Here is a 21,252-nt window from a genome sequence, read left to right as displayed (position 1 = left end):
CATCACTATTTATATATTTTATACTATATATAAAAAATATTCTACATGATGAATTTAATTACGAAAAATTTCTTCTGCAATTCTTACAGATTCTCTAGCATCTTTAGCATAAAAATCTGCTCCTATCATTTCTGCATATTGTTCATTAAGAACAGCTCCACCAACAAAAACCTTGCATTGTAAATTATTTTCTCTTAAAGCTTCTATAGTCTTTTTCATATTAACAACTGTAGTAGTCATAAGAGCACTCAACCCTACAAGCTTAACATTATGTTCCTTTACTGTATTAACTACTTTTTCAATAGCCACATCTTTTCCTAAATCTATTACTTCAAATCCATAGTTCTCCAAAAGAACTTTTACAATATTTTTACCTATATCATGTATGTCACCTTTTACAGTTGCTAAAATAATTTTTCCTTTAGATATGCTTTCTTCACCTTGTTCAACAATTTTCTTTTTTATAACTTCAAAAGATTTTTTTACAGTTTCAGCTGATTGTATAAGCTGTGGTAAAAATATTTCTTTTTCTTCATACTGTTCTCCTACATAATCTAATGCTGGAATAATATAAGAATTAACAACTTCTAAAGGTTCTTTTGTTTTTAATAAAACTTCTGTACTGGTAATAGCATCTTTTTCTATTCCATCTACAATAATTTGTTTCAAATCTTTTATTGAACTTATATTTTCAATATTTGTTACTGCTTCTTCTTTTTTGCCTACTAACTTTGTTCCATACTTTTCTACATAGTTTTTACCTTCTCTATCAATATTCGATAGAACTTCAAAAGAAGAAATAACTTCTTTCATTCCTTCGTCTCCAGTATTCATTATTGGTAAATCTAATCCTGCATAAAGTGCCATAGACAAAAATGTTCTGTTTAATATTTCTCTTCTTGGAAGCCCAAAAGATACATTACTTACTCCTAGTACAGTTTTAACTTCTAACTTTTCCTTAACTAATTTTATAGCTTTTATTGTTTCCAATACTTCTTTTTGCTGTGCTGAAGCTGTTAAAGCAAGACAGTCTATTATTATATTTTTCTTATGTATACCATACTCTTTTGCAGTATTTACTATTTTTTCCGCTATTTTAAATCTACCTTCTGCTGTATCTGGAATACCACTTTCATCTATAGTTAAACCAATTACACATCCTCCATATTTTTTAACCACAGGAAAAACTTTTTTCATTATTTCTGTTTTTCCATTTACAGAATTTATAATAGGTTTTCCATTATAAACTCTAGCTCCAGCCTCTAGTACTTCTTCATTGGGACTATCAATAGTTATTGGTAATTGTACTACCTTTTGTACTGATTTTACAGCCTTAATCATAATTTCTTTTTCATCAATTTCTGGAAGTCCCACATTTAGTTCTATTATATGAGCTCCTTCTTCCTTTTGCTTTACAGCTTGAGTTTGAATAAAATTGACACTCTTTTCTTTTAACTCTTCCTTATATTTTGATTTTCCTGTAGGATTAATTCTCTCACCTATTATTGTAACTTTTTCACCTAAAAATACAGTTTCTGTAGAAGAACATACTACACTAAAATTCTTTTCTTCTATTTTTAATGGCTTACTATCTTTTAAGCCTTCACATAGTTTCTTTATGAACTCTGGATTAGTACCACAACAACCACCTAAAACTCTTACCCCTTTTTCAACCATAATTTTTACGTATTTCACAAATTCATCTGCTGTTATATCATATACTGTATTTTTTCCATCATATCTTGGAAGCCCAGCATTAGGTTGAACCATAACAGGTATTGATGCATATTTTAGTATTTCTTCTACTATAGGCATAAGCTCTTTAGGGCCTAGTGAACAATTTACTCCAAGAACATCTACTCCTAAACCTTCTAACACGAATACCATTGTTTTAGGATCAGTTCCCATTAATGTTCTTCCATTATCCTGAAAAGTCATAGTACAAAATACTGGCAAGTCACTATTTTCCTTTGCAGCAAGAACTGCAGCCTTAGTCTCATATAAATCAGACATAGTTTCTATTAAAATTAAATCTGCACCTGCTTTTTCACCAATAACAAACTGCTTTTTAAATAAATTATATGCTGCCTCAAAGCTTAAAGGTCCTGTAGGTTCCATCATTTGTCCAATAGAACTTACATCAAGAGCAACAAGCTTATCTTGAGCCGCTTCCTTTGCAATTTTTACTCCTGCAGTAATTACTTCTTCTATAGAATACTTAGAAGAACTGTACTTTAATTCATTCGCTCCAAAAGTATTTGCAATTATTATATCTGCACCTGCATCAATATATTGTTTATGAATATTTCTTATAATATCAGGATTTGTTATATTTAAAGTTTCAGGCAAATCACCTACTTTAAGTCCTGATTTTTGAAGCATAGTTCCCATAGCACCATCAAATATTATAAATCTATCTTTAAACTTTTCCAAAACTAAATCATCTATTTTCAAAATTACATTCCCCTTTCGTTTGTTCTGATATTAAATAAACACTTGCTTTCTACTTGATTAGTTATTCATATAAATTTGAAAAGCCGCTTTTCATAGAAAAGCAGCTTTAAAATTGCTAATTTTAAACTTCTTTTCTTATCTATCAGAATAAAAACTTATTCTGCAGGAATTGACACCGATACATTTAATTAATGCCGGTTGTCGGGTTTCACAGGGCCAGTCCCTCCACCACTCTGGATAAGATTTTACATTCAATTATACTTATTACTAATAGTATATCTGTTTATTTACATTGTCAATAGTTTTTCTATTATAAAGAAATGAATAAAAAAAATTTTCAATAAATTAAAATTTTTTTTATATTTAATATCAAGTTATTTCAGTGCATATCGCAAATTTTTAAAATATAAATTTTACTTTTTTAATTTTTTTGCTATTGACAATTAAAACTAATATCTGTTATCATTTATTCAATCAAATACGGAACTTCTTATCTAGAGAGGCTGAGGGACTGGCCCTATGACGCCCAGCAACCTGAATAACATTTTTGTTCAAAGGTGCTAATTCCAGCAGGTTAAATCCTGAAAGATGAGAAGCTAGGGGAATAATCTTCTTGTAGCTTTTCTACAAGAAGATTTTTTATTTAAAAAATTTCCTAGGCAATTATCAAATTAGAAGTTTCGTCCATGTATTAAAGGTTTAATAATATTTAGGAGGAATCTAAAATGAGTGAAAGAAAATTATCATTTGAAACATTACAAGTACATGCAGGACAGGAACCAGATCCAACAACAGGATCAAGAGCTGTTCCAATTTACCAAACTTCATCTTACGTATTTAAAAATGCTGATCATGCTGCTAATCTATTTCAATTAAAAGAACCTGGAAATGTTTATACAAGAATAATGAATCCAACTACAGATGTATTTGAAAAGAGAATAGCAGAATTAGAAGGTGGAGTTGCAGGACTCGCAACAGCATCAGGACTAGCAGCTATTACATATGCTATCCTCAATGTTGCAAGTGCAGGTGACGAAATAGTTGCAGCAAGTACACTATATGGTGGAACATATGAATTGTTTGGAGTAACCTTGAAAAAGCTTGGGATAAAGGTTGTGTTTGTAAATCCAGATGATCCTGAAAACTTCAGGAAAGCTATTACAGATAAAACAAAGGCACTTTACGGCGAAACTATAGGAAATCCAAGAATCAATGTGCTAGATATAGAAGCTGTAGCAAATATTGCACATGAAAATAAAATACCATTAATCATAGATAATACTTTTGGTACTCCTTATCTTGTTAGACCAATAGAATTCGGAGCAGATGTAGTTGTTCACTCTGCAACTAAGTTTATTGGAGGACACGGAACTACAATTGGTGGAGTCATAGTTGATGGTGGTAACTTTGATTGGAGAGCTAGTGGAAAGTTCCCTGATTTTACAACACCAGATAAAAGCTATAATGGATTAGTATACGCAGATTTAGGTGCACCAGCATTTGCTTTAAAAGCTAGAGTTCAACTTTTGAGAAATACTGGAGCAACTCTCAGTCCTCAAAGTGCATTTTTATTTCTTCAAGGCTTAGAATCACTATCCTTGAGAGTAGAAAGACATGTATCAAACACAAAAAAAATTGTTGGATTTTTAAGTAAACATCCAAAGGTTTCTTGGGTAAACTATCCTGAATTAGAAGGTAATCCATATAATGAATTAGCTAAAAAATACTTACCAAAAGGTGCTGGTTCAATATTCACCTTTGGAATTAAAGGTGGCTTAGAAGCAGGAAAAAGATTTATAAATAGTGTTGAATTATTCTCATTACTTGCAAATGTAGCTGATGCGAAGTCACTTGTAATTCATCCTTCAAGTACAACTCATGCAGAACTTAATGAAGAAGAACAAAAGGCTGCTGGAGTTACTCCTGATATGATAAGACTTTCAATTGGTATCGAAGGTGTTGATGATCTTATATATGACTTAGATCAAGCTCTTGCAAAAGCTTAAAACTTAAGTAAACAATGAATTATTTAAGTAAAAAGCCAGTAGGGAAGTTCCTACTGGCTAAATTCTAGTTAATGAGAATAAATACAAATAAAAAGGGGGCTTTTTAATATGGCATCTATTGCAATATTAGGTTATGGAGTAGTTGGAACAGGTACAGCTGAATTAATAAATAAAAATAAGGAAAGATTTAAAAAAATTACAGGTGAGGAACTTAAACTTTCAAATATATTAGTTAGGAATATTGAAAAACATAAACAAAAAAAGAATTCTAAAATTCTAACTGATAACTTTGAACATATTTTAAAAAGCCCTGTAGATATAATTGTTGAAGTTATGGGTGGTATTAATCCTGCTTACAAATATGTGAAAAAAGCTTTAGCTTCAAAAAAACATGTAGTAACAGCTAACAAGGATTTAATGGCGGAACATGGAAAGGAACTCTTAGATATAGCACATGAAAATGGTGTTACATTAAACTTTGAAGCTAGTGTAGGAGGCGGTATACCCATTTTGAAACCCCTTATGGAATGTCTTACAGGTAATGAAATTGTAAGTATTAAAGCAATCTTAAATGGTACTACGAATTTCATACTTTCAAAAATGTATAGTGAAAACATGAGCTATGAAGATGCTTTAAAAATTGCTCAAGATTTGGGCTTTGCCGAAGCTAATCCTGATTCTGATGTTTTAGGTTATGATGCAGCAAGAAAGTTATCCATACTATCTACTATTGCATATGATAAAAAAGTTAACTGGAAAGATATACACATAGAAGGCATTACCAATATAGATGCTGATGATTTTAAGTATGCTAAAGCTAATGGTTATAACATAAAACTCTTAGCTATAAGTAGGAAAGAAGAAAATGGAATCTTTGCTTCTGTACAACCTGTTATTGTAGATAAAAATTCAGAACTCAGCAAAATTGAAAATGAATTAAATGCTATTGTTATAAAAGGTGATGCTGTAGGAGATGTTGTTTTTTCAGGTAAAGGAGCAGGAATGTTTCCTACTGCCAGTGCAGTTTTTGGTGACATAGCTGATATAATTCAAAATAGAAATAAAAGATCTATTCAATTTAACAGTGAAAATGCCAGTATACAAACACTTTACAATTATAAATCTAATTGGCTTATAAGAATAAAAACTGCTGATAAAATAAATGCTATGTGTAATTTAACAGGAAACTTTAAAAACTGTTATATTTTTAAAAATGAATTAAATCCAAAAGATGAAGTTGTAGCTATTATCAAGGAAGAAACTGAAAATGATTTAAACTGTAAATTACAAGAACTTAAGGCTTCAAGTCATACAGAATATATAAAAAAATTCCTACATATTAAATAAAATGTATACGCTTTAAAACTTTTAACAAATTACTTTTTTTAATTAATTATAGAAGAAAAGCTATGAAATTCGAAAATTAACTTTCCATTTCATAGCTTTTAAATTAAACTTCTTACAAACACACTTTTAGATTAGTACTATTTTTCTTCATTGCTTTAATTATGGCTTCTGTAAATTCTACAGTACTTGCATTTCCACCTAAATCTGCAGTGACATTTTTTCCTTCTTTTAGAACATCTGCTACTGCTTTTTCTATTTTAAGAGCAGCTTCAAATTCACCTATATGATTAAGCATCATAATACCTGATAATACTGCCGCTACAGGATTTGACATGTTTTTTCCTGCTATATCTGGTGCTGAACCATGTGCAGGCTCAAATACAGCAGCATCATCTCCTATATTTGCACCTGGAACTAACCCAAGACCGCCAACTAAACCTGATGCCATATCTGATAGTATATCACCATATAAATTTGGCATTACAAGCACGTCATACTTTTCTGGATTTAACACAAGTTTCATGCTCATAGCATCTACTATTACATCTTCAAACTCTATATCCTTATATTCTTCTGCTATATTTCTTGCACATTTCAAAAAAAGACCATCAGACATTTTCATTATGTTTGCTTTATGCACTGCTGTAACCTTTTTTCTATTATTTTTTCTTGCATAATCAAAAGCAGCTCTTACTATTCTATCGCTAGCTTTTTTAGATATAATTTTTACACTTTCTGCAATATCTTCACTTACCATATGTTCTATGCCAGCATATAAATCCTCTGTATTTTCTCTGAAAATTACTAAATCTACATCATCAAATCTGGACTCTACCCCTTCATAACTTTTTATAGGTCTTACATTAGAATAGAGATTTAAGTTTTGTCTTAAAGTAACATTTACACTTCTAAATCCTTTACCTACAGGTGTTGTAACAGGTCCTTTTAATGCTACCTTATTTTTCTTTATACTCTCTAAAACATAATCTGGTAATGGTGTACCATACTCTTCAATTACTTCTGCTCCTGCTTTTACTACATCCCATTCTATTTCTACGCCGCTAGCGTCTATAATTCTCTTTGCTGCTAAAGTAACTTCTGGTCCTATTCCATCACCAGGAATAAGAGTAATTTTGTGTGTCATAAAATCGCCTCCAAATATTTATTAACCGTAAATTGGGAACAAAAATATTCTGTTCCCAACTATATTTTTTAATTTTAACAATTAATTAATTTTTACTTATATCTAAATTATACTATATACTTTAGTTTAACTTGCTTTTGTCTCACTCTTTTTTAAAATTTCTGGCATATACTTTTCTACCATAAGTTCTAACTCATTATTACCAATAATAGTAGTTCTTCCTTCCTTGTATTGTTCTTCAACCCACTCTCTTATTTCTCCAACTCTTGGATCCTTTTTATCTACTTTTTCATCATCTTTAAGTCTATAGTAAGTATTAATCCAAGCTGCAATTCCTGCTAGACCAGAATACTGATTAACAGCAACTACCACAGGTCTATCTAATATTTTATCTGTATCAAATATATTATATATTTCCTCATCTTTTAATATACCATCTGCATGTATACCAGCTCTAGTTACATTAAATTGACTACCTACAAAAGGAGTTCTTTCTGGTATATTATAGTTCATTTCCTTTTTAAAGTATTGGGCTAATTCAGTTATAACATGCAAGTTCATATTTCCAGTACTGCCTTTTAATTGTGCATATTCAAATATCATAGCTTCTAATGGACAATTTCCTGTTCTTTCTCCAATTCCTAAAAGAGAAGTATTTATTGAAGATGCTCCATACAACCATGCTGTAGAAGAATTACTTACTACTGCATAAAAATCATTATGACCATGCCATTCTATCATTTCAGAAGGAACACCGCAATTAGTTCTAAGTCCATGAATCAATCCTTGTACACTTCTTGGAAGTGATGCACCACTATAAGGAACACCTAATCCTAAAGTATCACAAGCTCTTATCTTTATAGGTATATTAGACTGTTTTGAAAGTTCCATAAGCTTATTTACAAAAGGTACGACAAATCCATAAAAATCTGCTCTAGTTATATCTTCTAAATGACATCTTGGATGTATACCGTTATTTAAAGCTTCTTCTACAATAGACAAATACATATCCATAGCTTGCTGTCTTGTCTTATTTAATTTTTTAAATATATGATAATCTGAACAAGACATGAGCATTCCTGTTTCTTTTATGCCCATTTCTTTAACTAGTTTAAAATCTTCCTTATTTGCCCTTATCCACGATGTAACTTCAGGAAATTTGTATCCTCGCTCCATACAAACTTGTGCAGCTTTTCTATCCTTTTCTGTATATAAAAAGAATTCTGTTTGACGAATTATTCCTGAATTATTATCCAATTTATGAAGATAATCAAAAATTCTTATAATCTGTTCAGCAGCATATGGAGGCATAGATTGTTGTCCATCTCTAAATGTAGTATCTGTAATCCATATGTTTTCTGGCAAATCCATTGGAACTTGAATTTGATTAAAATTTACTTTTGGAACCTCTGAATAAGGGAATATATCCTTATAAAGATTTGGTGTACCTACATTTTGTAAACAATGTTCATATGAAGACTTTCTTAAACTTTTCATTTTGCCCTCCCTAATTACTTATTAAAATATTGGATTGTTGGTTTTTAACTAATTTTTGAATGCGTTTTCGCACTTAATTGCAAATACGAATTTTATTCCATTTCTTGCTAAATCAATTTTTATACAGTTTCAGTGAATATTTATTAATAATTTTCTTATATAATCTATATTTCAAGTATATTTATGCTTACATTGTATCATTTATATTTTGAATTATCAAATAAAATTTTTCGTATTTTTGTAATTTTAATTAACTTTTTCTTCATTTTAGCCGTTTTAATTCATAAATAGGACTTTTTACGTGTATGATTGGACTATTATCAAAAATACCACATTCTTTTAGCTAATGAAGATTAACATAAAAAAAAGAACTTAGTTTATAGTGATACAAAACTAAGTTCCTAATACTTTATTTATATACATCAATCAATAAAATTTTACTTGATATTATTCTCTATTATAGATTTTATCTTATCAGCAAGATTGGTCTGCTCTTCCTTAGACAAATGTTCTGTATATATAGGCTCACATATAGTAACTGTTACACTTCCAGACTTTATAGCACTCCTACTATTCCCTTCACGAAGTTTGTATGTTCCATTTATTGCTACAGGAATTATGGGAACTTTAGCTTTTAAAGCTAGTTTCATACTTCCTTTTTTAAATTCTCCAACTTTAGGTCCTTTGCTTCTTGTACCTTCAGGAAAAATAACCATACTGTACCCATTCTTCAAGTTATCAATACCTTCATTTATGGCTTTCATAGATTCTCTTATATTATTTCTGTCCATAAATATACAATGAATTTCCTTCATCCAATAACCCATCATTTTAAATTTTAATATTTCTTTTTTAGCTATAAAACCAACTGACTCATCTAAAGCCGAAATTAAAACAGGTATGTCCAAAAAGCCTTGATGATTTACTACATAGACACAAGTTTCTTTCTTAATATTTTCTTTTCCTTCTACATCTATCTTTGCACCAACCTTATTTAATACATGTGAAGCCCATTCCTTGACATATTCATCTATCTTACTTTCAGCCTCTTGGAATTTTCCTTTCTTTCTTAATGCTTCTACTTTATTTTTTTTAAAAACTGCCATGAACATATAGATAAAAAAATCTAAATAAAATAAAATAGTTTTCATTATTTTAATTTCTCTCCTTTTCATATAATAAATATTTATCCGATGGCTACCATCCGTAATACTCCCATCTTCTTAAGGTGGGAGATAACGGCTGACACGCCCCTGGATAAGTTCTTCTAAGACTCACTTGATAAAATAAATCCCTATGTTATTATATCATTAAAACGCAGTCTAGTAATGAAAAACTAACAAAAAATTTACATTTATTGTATACACTTAAAATTTACTTTCACTTATTAATAAAAAATGCTAAACTTATGTTTGTATTAATATTTAAACTACTATTTAGGAGGTAAAAAAATGCAATTTCAGAAAAAGTTTTTTAAGATTATTATTTCATTATTTGTAGTTATATTTACTTTTTCAGCATGTAGTACTACAAAAAATGCATCAAATAATCCCATTAAAAACAATCAAAATGTTATAAAAGTAAACTATATTGATGTAGGACAAGGAGATAGTGAATTAATTCAAGTTAATGGTAAGAATCTTCTCATAGATGCAGGTCCAAATGAAAGTATAGATAAACTTATGAGCTACTTAAGCAAGCAAAACATAAAAAAAATAGATTATGTTATTGCAACGCACCCTGATGAAGACCACATAGGCGGTATGAGCTCCGTAATAAAAAAATATGATATAGGTGAATTCTATGCCCCAAAAAAATTGACAAATACTAGAACCTTTGAGAATATGGTAACTGCGCTAAAAAGTAAAAATCTTAAAATAAACGCAGGTAAAGCCGGCATGGACTTAGACTTAGGCAAAAATGTAACTTGCCAAATGTTAGCTCCAAACAACGATAAATATAAAGATACTAATAATTATTCAATAGTCCTTAAAATAACTTATGGTGAATCAAAATTCTTATTTACTGGTGATGCTGAAAAAATTAGTGAAACGGAAATGTTATCTAAAAACTTTGATCTATCTGCTGATGTACTAAAAGTTGGGCATCATGGAAGTACATCCTCATCATCTAAGGAATTTTTAGATAAGGTTAACCCTAAAATAGCAGTAATAAGCTGTGGTAAAAATAATAAATATGGTCACCCACATAGCCAAACATTAACACAACTTAAAAATAGGAAAGCACAAATTTATAGAACTGATGTAGATGGAAGTATAGTTCTATTAAGTGATGGTAAAAAAATAGCTAAGCAATAAAATTAAACAACTTTAAATCCGTTACTAGAAAGTAATATATCTTTACAAAACAAGCACATTGCGACGTAAGTTGCAGTAGAAGTTTGGATTTTAACTTTTATTCCATGATATATGATAAGGGTGTCATCACGGCTAAATGTTTTAATTATTCTAAAGCTCGAAATTTTTGAAAGCCTAAGAACTTTGTCAAACTCGGTTCCCTCAAACAGGACTAAAGTTCTAAGGCTTTCAAAAATTTTGAGCTAAGAATAATGCTAAAACAATTTAGCTAATGTGATGACACCCTTATCATATATAACTGCATAAAAGTTAAAATTCAAACTAGTAACTTCAAATATACGCATCTAATTGCATTGTTATAGATACTTTTAGTAAGCAAAAAGTATATTTATAACAATAACTTATAACGCTGAAAAATTAATGCTAACTATGCTATTGTACTAATATATTTAGTTCAAAAAACAATTCTTTTTCAATATCTCAAGCATTAGAACTTCTTAATGAAGTGAACTTTCTTTCACAGCATATATCAGTCAGAATACAGTTGAAAGTTACTTCGCTTACATTCGCTTGTGTCGCATAATTTTCAAACTATAAAACTGAGTATTTATTTTAAACATAAAAAAAGACTATATATTTATAGTCTTTGATCATTCATATAAAATTGGCTCCGCGAAAAGGATTCGAACCTTCAACCTATCGGTTAACAGCCGAGTGCTCCACCATTGAGCTATCGCGGAACGCATTACCTGGCAACGACCTACTCTTCCACAGAGCCTCCCCTGCAGTACCATCGGCACTATAAAGCTTAACCATCGTGTTCGGAATGGGAACGGGTGTTACCTTTATGTCATTATCACCAGATATTTTTATTTAGTTTTTTGAAAGATTTTGTTCTTTCAAAATTGCACAGTGAATTTATTTGGTCAAGCCCTCGACCTATTAGTATCAGTCAGCTGAACATGTTACCATGCTTACACCTCTGACCTATCAACCTTGTGTTCTTCAAGGGGTCTTACTAGCTTACGCTATGGGAAATCTAATCTTGAGGTGGGTTTCACGCTTAGATGCTTTCAGCGTTTATCCCGTCCCGACATAGCTACCCAGCCATGCTCCTGGCGGAACAACTGGTACACCAGAGGTCAGTCCATCCCGGTCCTCTCGTACTAAGGACAGCTCCTCTCAAATTTCCTACGCCCGCGACGGATAGGGACCAAACTGTCTCACGACGTTCTGAACCCAGCTCGCGTGCCGCTTTAATGGGCGAACAGCCCAACCCTTGGGACCTACTTCAGCCCCAGGATGCGACGAGCCGACATCGAGGTGCCAAACCTCCCCGTCGATGTGGACTCTTGGGGGAGATCAGCCTGTTATCCCCGAGGTAGCTTTTATCCGTTGAGCGATGGCCCTCCCACGAGGAACCACCGGATCACTAAGCCCGACTTTCGTCCCTGCTCCACCTGTATGTGTCGCAGTCAGGCTCCCTTCTGCCTTTGCACTCTTCGAACGATTTCCAACCGTTCTGAGGGAACCTTTGGGCGCCTCCGTTACTTTTTTGGAGGCGACCGCCCCAGTCAAACTGCCCACCTAACAATGTCCCGTGACCAGTTTCATGGCCGCCGGTTAGAATCCCAATACTGTCAGGGTGGTATCCCAAGGATGACTCCACAGAAGCTGACGCCCCTGTTTCGCAGTCTCCCACCTATCCTGTACAGACAATATCGAAACTCAATGCTAAGCTGCAGTAAAGCTCTACGGGGTCTTTCCGTCCAATCGCGGGTAGCAAGCATCTTCACTTGCACTACAATTTCGCCGGATTTGTTGTCGAGACAGTGCCCAAGTCATTACGCCATTCGTGCGGGTCGGAACTTACCCGACAAGGAATTTCGCTACCTTAGGACCGTTATAGTTACGGCCGCCGTTTACTGGGGCTTAAGTTCATACCTTCGCTTGCGCTAAGTATTCCCCTTAACCTTCCAGCACCGGGCAGGCGTCAGCCCCTATACTTCAGCTTTCGCTTTAGCAGAGACCTGTGTTTTTGCTAAACAGTTGCTTGGGCCTATTCTCTGCGACCTACTTTCATAGGCACCCCTTCTCCCGAAGTTACGGGGTCAATTTGCCGAGTTCCTTGACAACAATTCTTCCGATGGTCTTAGGATTCTCTCCTCATCTACCTGTGTCGGTTTGCGGTACGGGCACCAACATCCTCCATAGAGACTTTTCTTGGCAGCGTGGAATCAGATACTTCGCGGCATAAAGCCACTCCCCATCACACCTCAACATTAACCAGACGGATTTGCCTGTCTGATCTGTCTAAGTGCTTAGACACACATCCAATAGTGTGCACATCCTATCCTCCTGCGTCATCCCATTTGTAATAACGTCAGTTGGTGGTATCGGAATATCAACCGATTGTCCATCACCTACGCCTTTCGGCCTCGGCTTAGGTCCCGACTAACCCTGAGCGGACGAGCCTTCCTCAGGAAACCTTAGATTTTCGACCAATAAGATTCTCACTTATTTCTCGCTACTTATGCCAGCATACTCACTCCTGTACAGTCCACCGCTCCTTTCGGTACGACTTCACTCCATACAGGAAGCTCCTCTACCGCTCTTTCGAGCCCATAGCTTCGGTGGTAAGTTTTAGCCCCGGACATCTTCGGCGCAGGATCTCTTGACTAGTGAGCTATTACGCACTCTTTAAATGAGTGGCTGCTTCTAAGCCAACATCCTAGTTGTCTTAGAAATCCCACATCCTTTTCCACTTAACTTACACTTTGGGACCTTAGCTGATGATCTGGGCTGTTTCCCTTTTGACTACGGATCTTATCATTCGCAGTCTGACTGCTGAGATACAAGTATATGGCATTCGGAGTTTGATAGGGTTCAGTAACTGTTGTCAGCCCCTAGCCCATTCAGTGCTCTACCTCCACTACTCAATCTCAACGCTAGCCCTAAAGCTATTTCGAGGAGAACCAGCTATCTCCGAGTTCGATTGGAATTTCTCCGCTATCCACAGCTCATCCCATGGTTTTTCAACACCAACGTGGTTCGGACCTCCACGGAATTTTACTTCCGCTTCATCCTGGCCATGGATAGGTCACCCGGTTTCGGGTCTACGACATGCAACTTTTCGCCCTATTCAGACTCGGTTTCCCTTCGGCTCCGTACCTTAAGTACTTAACCTTGCTACATACCGTAACTCGCTGGCTCGTTCTACAAAAAGCACGTCGTCGCACATAAAAGTGCTTCGACCGGTTGTGGACACACGGTTTCAGGTTCTATTTCACTCCCCTTCCGGGGTTCTTTTCACCTTTCCCTCACGGTACTGCTTCACTATCGGTCACCAGTTAGTATTTAGCCTTGGGAGGTGGTCCTCCCTGCTTCCCACAAGGTTTCACGTGTCTCGTGGTACTCTGGAGTAGATCTGACTGCTATTTCCTTTCACTTACAGGGCTGTTACCTTCTACGGCGGAGCCTTCCAGCTCTCTTCAATTAAGAAATCACAGTATTTATGATCTATCCGCAACCCCAGGAACAAGTTCCTGGTTTGGGCTCTTTCCCTTTCGCTCGCCGCTACTTAGAAAATCGATTTTTCTTTCTCTTCCTCCGGGTACTTAGATGTTTCAGTTCCCCGGGTTTACCTCCATAAACCTATGTATTCAGTTTACAGTACAATGCGTTAGCATTGTGGGTTTCCCCATTCGGAAATCTCTGGATCTCAGGCTATTTGCGCCTACCCAAAGCTTATCGCAGCTTATCACGTCCTTCTTCGGCTTCTGGTGCCAAGGCATTCACCATGCGCCCTTTGTAGCTTGACCATTCATGTGAAAATTGTCTTTCAACAATTTTCTTAGTTAAAATCTACAAAGGTTTTTTTACTTATATAATAAGTAGTTTTACCTTTAGCTTTACTTTTAATTTAAAAGTTATATTCACTGTGCAATTTTCAAAGAACAATTTGAAGAATTAGATTCTTCAAAATTAAACAGAGCTATTAAATAAACCTTCAAAGTAGAATTACCTACTTTGTCGACTCCTTAGAAAGGAGGTGATCCAGCCGCAGGTTCTCCTACGGCTACCTTGTTACGACTTCACCCCAATTACTAACCCCACCTTCGGCCGCTGGCTCCTTACGGTTACCTCACGGACTTCGGGTGTTGCCAGCTCTCATGGTGTGACGGGCGGTGTGTACAAGGCCCGGGAACGTATTCACCGCGACATGCTGATTCGCGATTACTAGCAACTCCAGCTTCATGTAGGCGAGTTTCAGCCTACAATCCGAACTGAGATGAGTTTTAAAAGTTTTGCTCCACCTCACGGTCTTGCATCTTTCTGTACTCACCATTGTAGCACGTGTGTAGCCCTAGACATAAGGGGCATGATGATTTGACGTCATCCCCACCTTCCTCCCGGTTAACCCGGGCAGTCTCACTAGAGTGCTCAACTTAATGGTAGCAACTAATGATAAGGGTTGCGCTCGTTGCAGGACTTAACCTAACATCTCACGACACGAGCTGACGACAACCATGCACCACCTGTCTCCCTGCCCCGAAGGGCTTCCCTCATTACAGGTAATTCAGGGGATGTCAAGTCTAGGTAAGGTTCTTCGCGTTGCTTCGAATTAAACCACATGCTCCGCTGCTTGTGCGGGCCCCCGTCAATTCCTTTGAGTTTTAATCTTGCGATCGTACTTCCCAGGCGGAATACTTATTGCGTTAGCTGCGGCACAGAAGGAGTCGATACCTCCTACACCTAGTATTCATCGTTTACGGCGTGGACTACCAGGGTATCTAATCCTGTTTGCTACCCACGCTTTCATGCCTCAGCGTCAGTTACGGTCCAGAGAATCGCCTTCGCCACTGGTGTTCTTCCTAATCTCTACGCATTTCACCGCTACACTAGGAATTCCATTCTCCTCTCCCGCACTCTAGATATCCAGTTTCAAATGCAGTTCCCAAGTTAAGCTCGGGATTTTCACATCTGACTTAAACATCCGCCTACGCATCCTTTACGCCCAGTAAATCCGGACAACGCTCGCCACCTACGTATTACCGCGGCTGCTGGCACGTAGTTAGCCGTGGCTTCCTCCTTGGGTACCGTCATTATCGTCCCCAAAGACAGAGCTTTACAACCCGAAGGCCTTCATCACTCACGCGGCGTTGCTGCATCAGGCTTTCGCCCATTGTGCAATATTCCCCACTGCTGCCTCCCGTAGGAGTCTGGACCGTGTCTCAGTTCCAATGTGGCCGATCACCCTCTCAGGTCGGCTACGCATCGTGGCCTTGGTGAGCCGTTACCTCACCAACTAGCTAATGCGCCGCGGGCCCATCTCAAAGCGGATTACTCCTTTAATTAGTATTTCATGTGAAAAACTAATGTTATGCGGTATTAATCTCCCTTTCGGAAGGCTATCCCCCACTTTGAGGCAGGTTGCCCACGTGTTACTCACCCGTCCGCCGCTAATCCATCCCCGAAGGGATTTCATCGCTCGACTTGCATGTGTTAAGCACGCCGCCAGCGTTCGTCCTGAGCCAGGATCAAACTCTCAATTTAAAAGTTTAATCTGTACTCAAATTATTGACGTTAAACTTGTTAGTTTAACTAATACTGGCTTATTTAAAATAAGATTTATATCTTACTTTCACTCTGTTTAATTTTCAAGGATCTTGTCGCATCTCAGCGACTTTTACATCTTATCATGTTTGCTTAACCTTGTCAAGAACTTTTTTCAAATTCTTTTTTGTTAAGCTTGCTGCATCACACAGCTTGTAAATTGTATCGCATCATTTCGTGTTTTGTCAATGAATTCATGTTGAAAATTCATTAAGCAAATCACTGCTCAGCTCAACAACATGTATTATGATACCACTTAAATTTATACTAGTATATTTAGTTTTCTCTAATTTTTTGATATTATTCTATAAATAGATATAATTTTTGATACTTTACTTTATATTTCTTATAGAGATACTCTAGGATAAGTTTACGCTTAAATATATTGTTTAGCACAAACAAGTTTATTTTTATTATGCTTTTTCCACTATAAACTTATTCATCAAATCCACAATTCTTTTATTTAATAAAGGATGTACAATATATGGTGCTATATCAGCTAATGGTTTTAGAACAAACATCCTATCCTCCATTCTTGGATGCGGAATTATAATATCTTGTTCACAAGTCACTAAATTATCATATAGCAAAATATCCAAGTCTATTGTTCTAGGTCCCCATTTAATAATTCTTTCACGCTTTAATTCTTTCTCTTTTTCCAACAAAAATTTCATCAACCCTTTAGGAGATAAAAGTGTCTTTACCTCTATTGCACCATTTAAAAAATTATCCTGATCTACATAACCTACAGGTTCTGTTTCATAAAATTTAGATACATTTACAACTTTCGTAACAGTTGATTTATTTATTAGTTCTATAGCTGAAAGTAAATTTTTTTCTTTGTTACCCATATTAGATCCTATTGCAATATATGCTTTATGCCACTTTCTATCAACTTCTACAGCTACATACTCTACTGGTTTACCTATAGGTGCCCATGGCTTTTTTATTTTTAATTTTATTCTTTGAACCATTTCATATTTTAATAAAATAAATTCCGCAAGCTTTTCAGCTGCACTTTCAATCAAATCATATTTTTGTTTTGTAAATTGTTCCTCTATTTCAAAACACAATTCTGCATAATTTACTGTTTTATTTAAATTATCACTATCTCCAGCTTCTTTTAAATCTAAAAAAAGTTCTGCAGATACAATAAATCTTTGTCCCATATCTTTTTCTTGCTGGTTCACGCCATGAAATCCATAAACTTGCAAGTTCTCTATATACATCTTATCCATTTCATTTTTTCCTCCTCATTCTAGATATATTAGTTATTCAGAATTTTAAAAAAATGCGAAGCATCTTTTAGAGGACAATTGACAAAGGACAGAGGACAGTGAAGGTAAGTTTTCTTCCTTACGTCAGAAAACTAATTTATTTTAAAGCTTGTTATGCTAAGGCAAAACAAGCTTCTAATCTATATAAGTCAGCAATGTTTCACTTTAGTGAAACGAGCTCTCAAAAATTTAATTAAGGATTTTTCGTAGCAAAGTGGAGAAAAATCATCCTTCACTGTCCTCTGTCAATTGTCCTCTGTCCTCTGAAAAAGTTGTGTCGCATTATGCTTATTATACTAAAGTTCACTATACTATAACCTTAATAATTTATAGTATAGTTTTTCTTTTCATCAGACCATTTACATTCATCTACAGCCTTACAACAAAAACAGTTTCTTGAAAGTTTATCACTTAAATAAAATATATTAGCAAAGCTGTTCTTTTCATTGCTTTCTTCCCTATGACTTAAAATTGTATTTAAAATTATCTCCATCTCTTCAACTTCATATCCAGATTCTATTAATATTTCCTTTGCTAATTTACTACTAGCAACTTCATGATGCACATTTTCCTTATATTCAACCCATCTTCCTATATCATGAAGAAGGGCCGTGCCGTACACAATATCTTTACTAATATTTATTCTATTTTCTAACACTAATATATATGCTACTCTTGCTACATCTAGAAAGTGTTGTAGATTGTGTTTACAAAATTTTCTATCTTTTTCGCATCTTTTATTTTTCTTAACATATTCATTAAACTTTTCATTACTTAAAATAGAATTAATTTTATCCAATAGCTGCAACTCCTTGCTACTAATTAACCTATTTTAAAGGTTAATCATTTTATACACTTCATCTTTTAGAGAATGATTCTCGTGGAACTCTCCTCTAGTAACTACTGTTACAGTTCTACTTCCAGGTTTTTTTACACCTCTCATTGTCATACACATATGCTCTGCTTCTACTACTACCATAACTCCCTTAGCATTTAAATACTCCATAATAGCATCAGCAACCTGCCCAGTTAACCTTTCTTGAAGTTGAGGTCTTTTTGCAAATACCTCTACAGTTCTTGCCAACTTACTTAATCCTGTAACTTTTCCATCAGGTATATACGCTATATGTGCTTTACCATAAAAAGGAACCAAATGATGCTCACACATAGAATAAAACTGTATATCTTTTTCCAATACTATGTCATTACTTTTTACAGTAAAAATTTTCTTTAAATGCTTCTCAGGACTTTGCTCCAAACCTGCAAATATTTCAGAATACATTCTTGCAATTCTATCAGGAGTTTCCTGCAACCCTTCTCTATCTGGATTTTCACCTATTGCTTCAATAATCATTCTAACTGCAGTTTTAATTTTATTTTCATCTATCATAATTTTTCACTGAACAATTATCCATATAAGGACTTATTCAATAATCCTCCTATTCTTATAATTAATTCTAATGGAACAAATTTTGGTTGAATTAAATATTAATTTTACTTACATAATTTATGAATGTATATTAAATGTAAAACTCTAATTGAAATTATTAATCCATTGTCAACAGTTTTTTAACTTTCTACACATAGACACAATGAACATTAATATTGGATAAATAATTCACAATTTATCATAAATTATAACATTTAAATTTGAAGTTTACAAGGCAGTTAATATCTACATTGTGTCCATATAAAGCCAATTACAATGATTTAAAATAAATTTTAAAAATGAAATAAGCGTGACTTTTGGTCACGCTTATTTTACTACCCCACTTTAATATTATGCCACATTATACTTAAAATTTAGTTTTAAACCTTTTTTCATATTCATCTATAAGCCATGCTCTAAAGTCTGGATGAGCAATGTTTATCAAAGCCCTAGCTCTTTCTTTTAAAGATTTACTCTTAAGTCTAGCAATACCATATTCTGTAATAATGTAATCTACATCTGTTCTGGAAGTTGTAATAGGTGTACCTTTTTCTATTAAAGGAACTATTCTAGAAACTTTTCCTTTAGCAGCAGTGGATGGTATAGCAATAATAGCTTTTCCATCCTTGCACATATTAGCTCCTCTTATAAAATCAACCTGTCCTCCAATTCCACTTATCTGGTTCATTCCTATGCTTTCAGAACATACTTGTCCCATTAAATCCACCTCAACACAGGAATTTATTGAAATCATTTTAGAGTTTTTCATAATAACTGTAGGATCATTTACATAACTTACAGGGTAAGACTCTACCATAGGATTATCATCTATAAAATCATACAGCTTTTTTGTACCCATAAAGAAGGTTACCACTATTTTTCCTGGATTCAAAGTTTTTTCCTTATTGTTAATTACACCTGATTCTACCAAGTCAACTACACCATCAGATATCATTTCTGAATGTATACCTAAATCCTTTTTATCTTTTAAAAATAACAATACTGCGTCTGGAATAGCACCTATGCCAAGCTGAAGTGTAGAACCATCCTCAATCAATGAAGCACAATATTCCCCTATAGCTTCTTCAATCTTTCCTATCTTAGGTTGTTTTAACTCCATTATAGGATGTGAAGTTTCTACTATATAATCAATATCTGATATATGTATAAATGAATCTCCTAAAACTCTAGGCATATTTTCATTTACCTCTGCAATTACCATTTTAGCACAGTCTGCTGCTGGCTTAGTATAATCATTAGATACTCCAAAACTACAATAGCCATGTTTATCAGGCTTACTTACTTGAATTAATACCACATCTACAGGTAAATATCCCTCTTCAAATAATCTAGGTAATTCATAAAAACAACATGGAGTAAAATCTGATCTTCCAGAATTAACAGCATCCTTGGTACTAGCACCCACAAATATGGAATTATATTTAAAATACTTTTCCATTCCTTCTTGTGCATATTCGCTCTTTCCCATATCTACCATATGCACTACTTCCACATTTTCATAATTTTCTTTATTTGCTACCAACGCATCTATAAGCTCTGTAGGTTCTGCAACTGCAATGCTTACAACAACTCTACTATTAGACTTTATATTAGAAACTGCTTCTTTTGCACTTACTAATTTACTTTTATATAGTTTTTTCCAATCCATAAAGATCATCCTTTCTATACACTAATACGTTTATTTAAAACATTTTCACTGTGAATTAAAAATATTAATAACTATTTTTATAAGTTAATGCGCATTAAAAATAAAATGTTAATTGAAATTGTTAAAAAAACTACAAATCACAATATAACACCTAAGTAAAATTATACCACATCTTTATCTTTTTATCAAAATATTATGAATTTACCACTGACAAATTCATACTTTTTTAAGTTAGTAAGTATATTATTTCTTTATAATCAAAAAAACCTTAAGTATTTACTTAAGGTTTTTGGTGGCTGGACCAGGAATCGAACCAGGGACACGAGGATTTTCAGTCCTCTGCTCTACCGACTGAGCTATCCAGCCAAATCTTACCTGGCAACGACCTACTCTTCCACAGAGCCTCCCCTGCAGTACCATCGGCACTATAAAGCTTAACCATCGTGTTCGGAATGGGAACGGGTGTTACCTTTATGTCATTATCACCAGATTTAT

The 21,252-nt window shown here is 34.3% G+C and carries 11 protein-coding genes, 2 tRNA genes, 4 rRNA genes and 2 riboswitches; of the genes, 3 read left to right on the top strand and 14 right to left on the bottom strand.

Annotated features, from left to right (window positions below):
* Window positions 1-54 precede the first annotated feature (54 nt).
* Complete coding sequence (locus Ccar_RS22950; protein WP_416101118.1) at window positions 55-2,391, bottom strand: homocysteine S-methyltransferase family protein; 2,337 nt, start codon at window positions 2,389-2,391, stop codon at window positions 55-57.
* A 195-nt stretch (window positions 2,392-2,586) separates the two neighbouring features.
* Window positions 2,587-2,698: riboswitch (SAM riboswitch) on the bottom strand.
* A 243-nt stretch (window positions 2,699-2,941) separates the two neighbouring features.
* Window positions 2,942-3,049: riboswitch (SAM riboswitch) on the top strand.
* A 130-nt stretch (window positions 3,050-3,179) separates the two neighbouring features.
* Here Ccar_RS22950 and Ccar_RS22945 point away from each other — a divergent pair.
* Window positions 3,180-4,460, top strand: coding sequence for an O-acetylhomoserine aminocarboxypropyltransferase/cysteine synthase family protein (locus Ccar_RS22945; protein WP_007063012.1), 1,281 nt, complete (start codon window positions 3,180-3,182; stop codon window positions 4,458-4,460).
* Between the two features lie 108 nt (window positions 4,461-4,568).
* Window positions 4,569-5,807 (top strand): homoserine dehydrogenase, encoded by a 1,239-nt coding sequence (locus Ccar_RS22940; RefSeq protein WP_007063013.1) that lies wholly within the window; start codon window positions 4,569-4,571, stop codon window positions 5,805-5,807.
* Window positions 5,808-5,919: 112 nt separating this feature from the next.
* On the opposite strand, the gene Ccar_RS22935 is transcribed toward Ccar_RS22940, so the two are convergent.
* From Ccar_RS22935 to Ccar_RS22925, 3 genes are all read right to left on the bottom strand, one after another.
* Window positions 5,920-6,951 (bottom strand): isocitrate dehydrogenase (NAD(+)), encoded by a 1,032-nt coding sequence (locus tag Ccar_RS22935; protein ID WP_007063014.1) that lies wholly within the window; start codon window positions 6,949-6,951, stop codon window positions 5,920-5,922.
* Window positions 6,952-7,077: 126 nt separating this feature from the next.
* The gene (locus Ccar_RS22930; RefSeq protein WP_007063015.1) at window positions 7,078-8,448 is read right to left on the bottom strand and encodes a beta/alpha barrel domain-containing protein; all 1,371 of its coding nucleotides are present in this window, start codon (window positions 8,446-8,448) and stop codon (window positions 7,078-7,080) included.
* 437 nt (window positions 8,449-8,885) lie between these two features.
* On the bottom strand, window positions 8,886-9,599 hold the full coding sequence (locus Ccar_RS22925) for a lysophospholipid acyltransferase family protein (RefSeq protein ID WP_007065127.1): 714 nt from the start codon (window positions 9,597-9,599) through the stop codon (window positions 8,886-8,888).
* 300 nt (window positions 9,600-9,899) lie between these two features.
* On the opposite strand from Ccar_RS22925, the gene Ccar_RS22920 reads away from it, so the two are divergent.
* Window positions 9,900-10,766: a ComEC/Rec2 family competence protein gene (locus Ccar_RS22920; RefSeq protein ID WP_007063017.1), complete on the top strand. Its 867-nt coding sequence runs from the start codon at window positions 9,900-9,902 to the stop codon at window positions 10,764-10,766.
* 665 nt (window positions 10,767-11,431) lie between these two features.
* On the opposite strand, the gene Ccar_RS22915 is transcribed toward Ccar_RS22920, so the two are convergent.
* The 10 genes from Ccar_RS22915 to rrf (Ccar_RS22870) all read right to left on the bottom strand — a co-directional run bounded on the left by Ccar_RS22915 (window position 11,432) and on the right by rrf (Ccar_RS22870) (window position 21,247).
* A tRNA-Asn gene (locus Ccar_RS22915) sits at window positions 11,432-11,506 on the bottom strand.
* A 7-nt stretch (window positions 11,507-11,513) separates the two neighbouring features.
* Window positions 11,514-11,630 (bottom strand): 5S ribosomal RNA (gene rrf, locus Ccar_RS22910).
* Window positions 11,631-11,688: 58 nt separating this feature from the next.
* Window positions 11,689-14,587: ribosomal RNA gene (locus Ccar_RS22905) — 23S ribosomal RNA — on the bottom strand.
* A 223-nt stretch (window positions 14,588-14,810) separates the two neighbouring features.
* A 16S ribosomal RNA gene (locus Ccar_RS22900) occupies window positions 14,811-16,322 on the bottom strand.
* The 16S, 23S and 5S rRNA genes sit together here with 1 tRNA gene alongside, the layout of an rRNA operon.
* Window positions 16,323-16,795: 473 nt before the next feature.
* Window positions 16,796-17,620, bottom strand: coding sequence for a 2-amino-4-hydroxy-6-hydroxymethyldihydropteridine diphosphokinase (gene folK / locus Ccar_RS22895; RefSeq protein WP_007064184.1), 825 nt, complete (start codon window positions 17,618-17,620; stop codon window positions 16,796-16,798).
* 358 nt (window positions 17,621-17,978) lie between these two features.
* Window positions 17,979-18,458: an HD domain-containing protein gene (locus Ccar_RS22890; protein WP_007064185.1), complete on the bottom strand. Its 480-nt coding sequence runs from the start codon at window positions 18,456-18,458 to the stop codon at window positions 17,979-17,981.
* 33 nt (window positions 18,459-18,491) lie between these two features.
* Entirely contained in the window at window positions 18,492-19,046 is a 555-nt protein-coding gene (gene folE, locus Ccar_RS22885; RefSeq protein WP_179945264.1) for a GTP cyclohydrolase I FolE, read from the bottom strand.
* 409 nt (window positions 19,047-19,455) lie between these two features.
* Complete coding sequence (locus Ccar_RS22880; protein ID WP_007064187.1) at window positions 19,456-20,757, bottom strand: acetyl-CoA hydrolase/transferase family protein; 1,302 nt, start codon at window positions 20,755-20,757, stop codon at window positions 19,456-19,458.
* 290 nt (window positions 20,758-21,047) lie between these two features.
* Window positions 21,048-21,123, bottom strand: a tRNA-Phe gene (locus Ccar_RS22875).
* A 7-nt stretch (window positions 21,124-21,130) separates the two neighbouring features.
* A 5S ribosomal RNA gene (rrf, locus tag Ccar_RS22870) occupies window positions 21,131-21,247 on the bottom strand.
* Window positions 21,248-21,252: the final 5 nt, after the last annotated feature.

Source organism: Clostridium carboxidivorans P7, assembly GCF_001038625.1.
Classification (GTDB): Bacteria; Bacillota; Clostridia; order Clostridiales; family Clostridiaceae; genus Clostridium_AM; species Clostridium_AM carboxidivorans.
The sequence above is the reverse complement of the archived record's forward strand: the minus strand, read 5'-3'. Positions and strand labels throughout refer to the sequence as shown.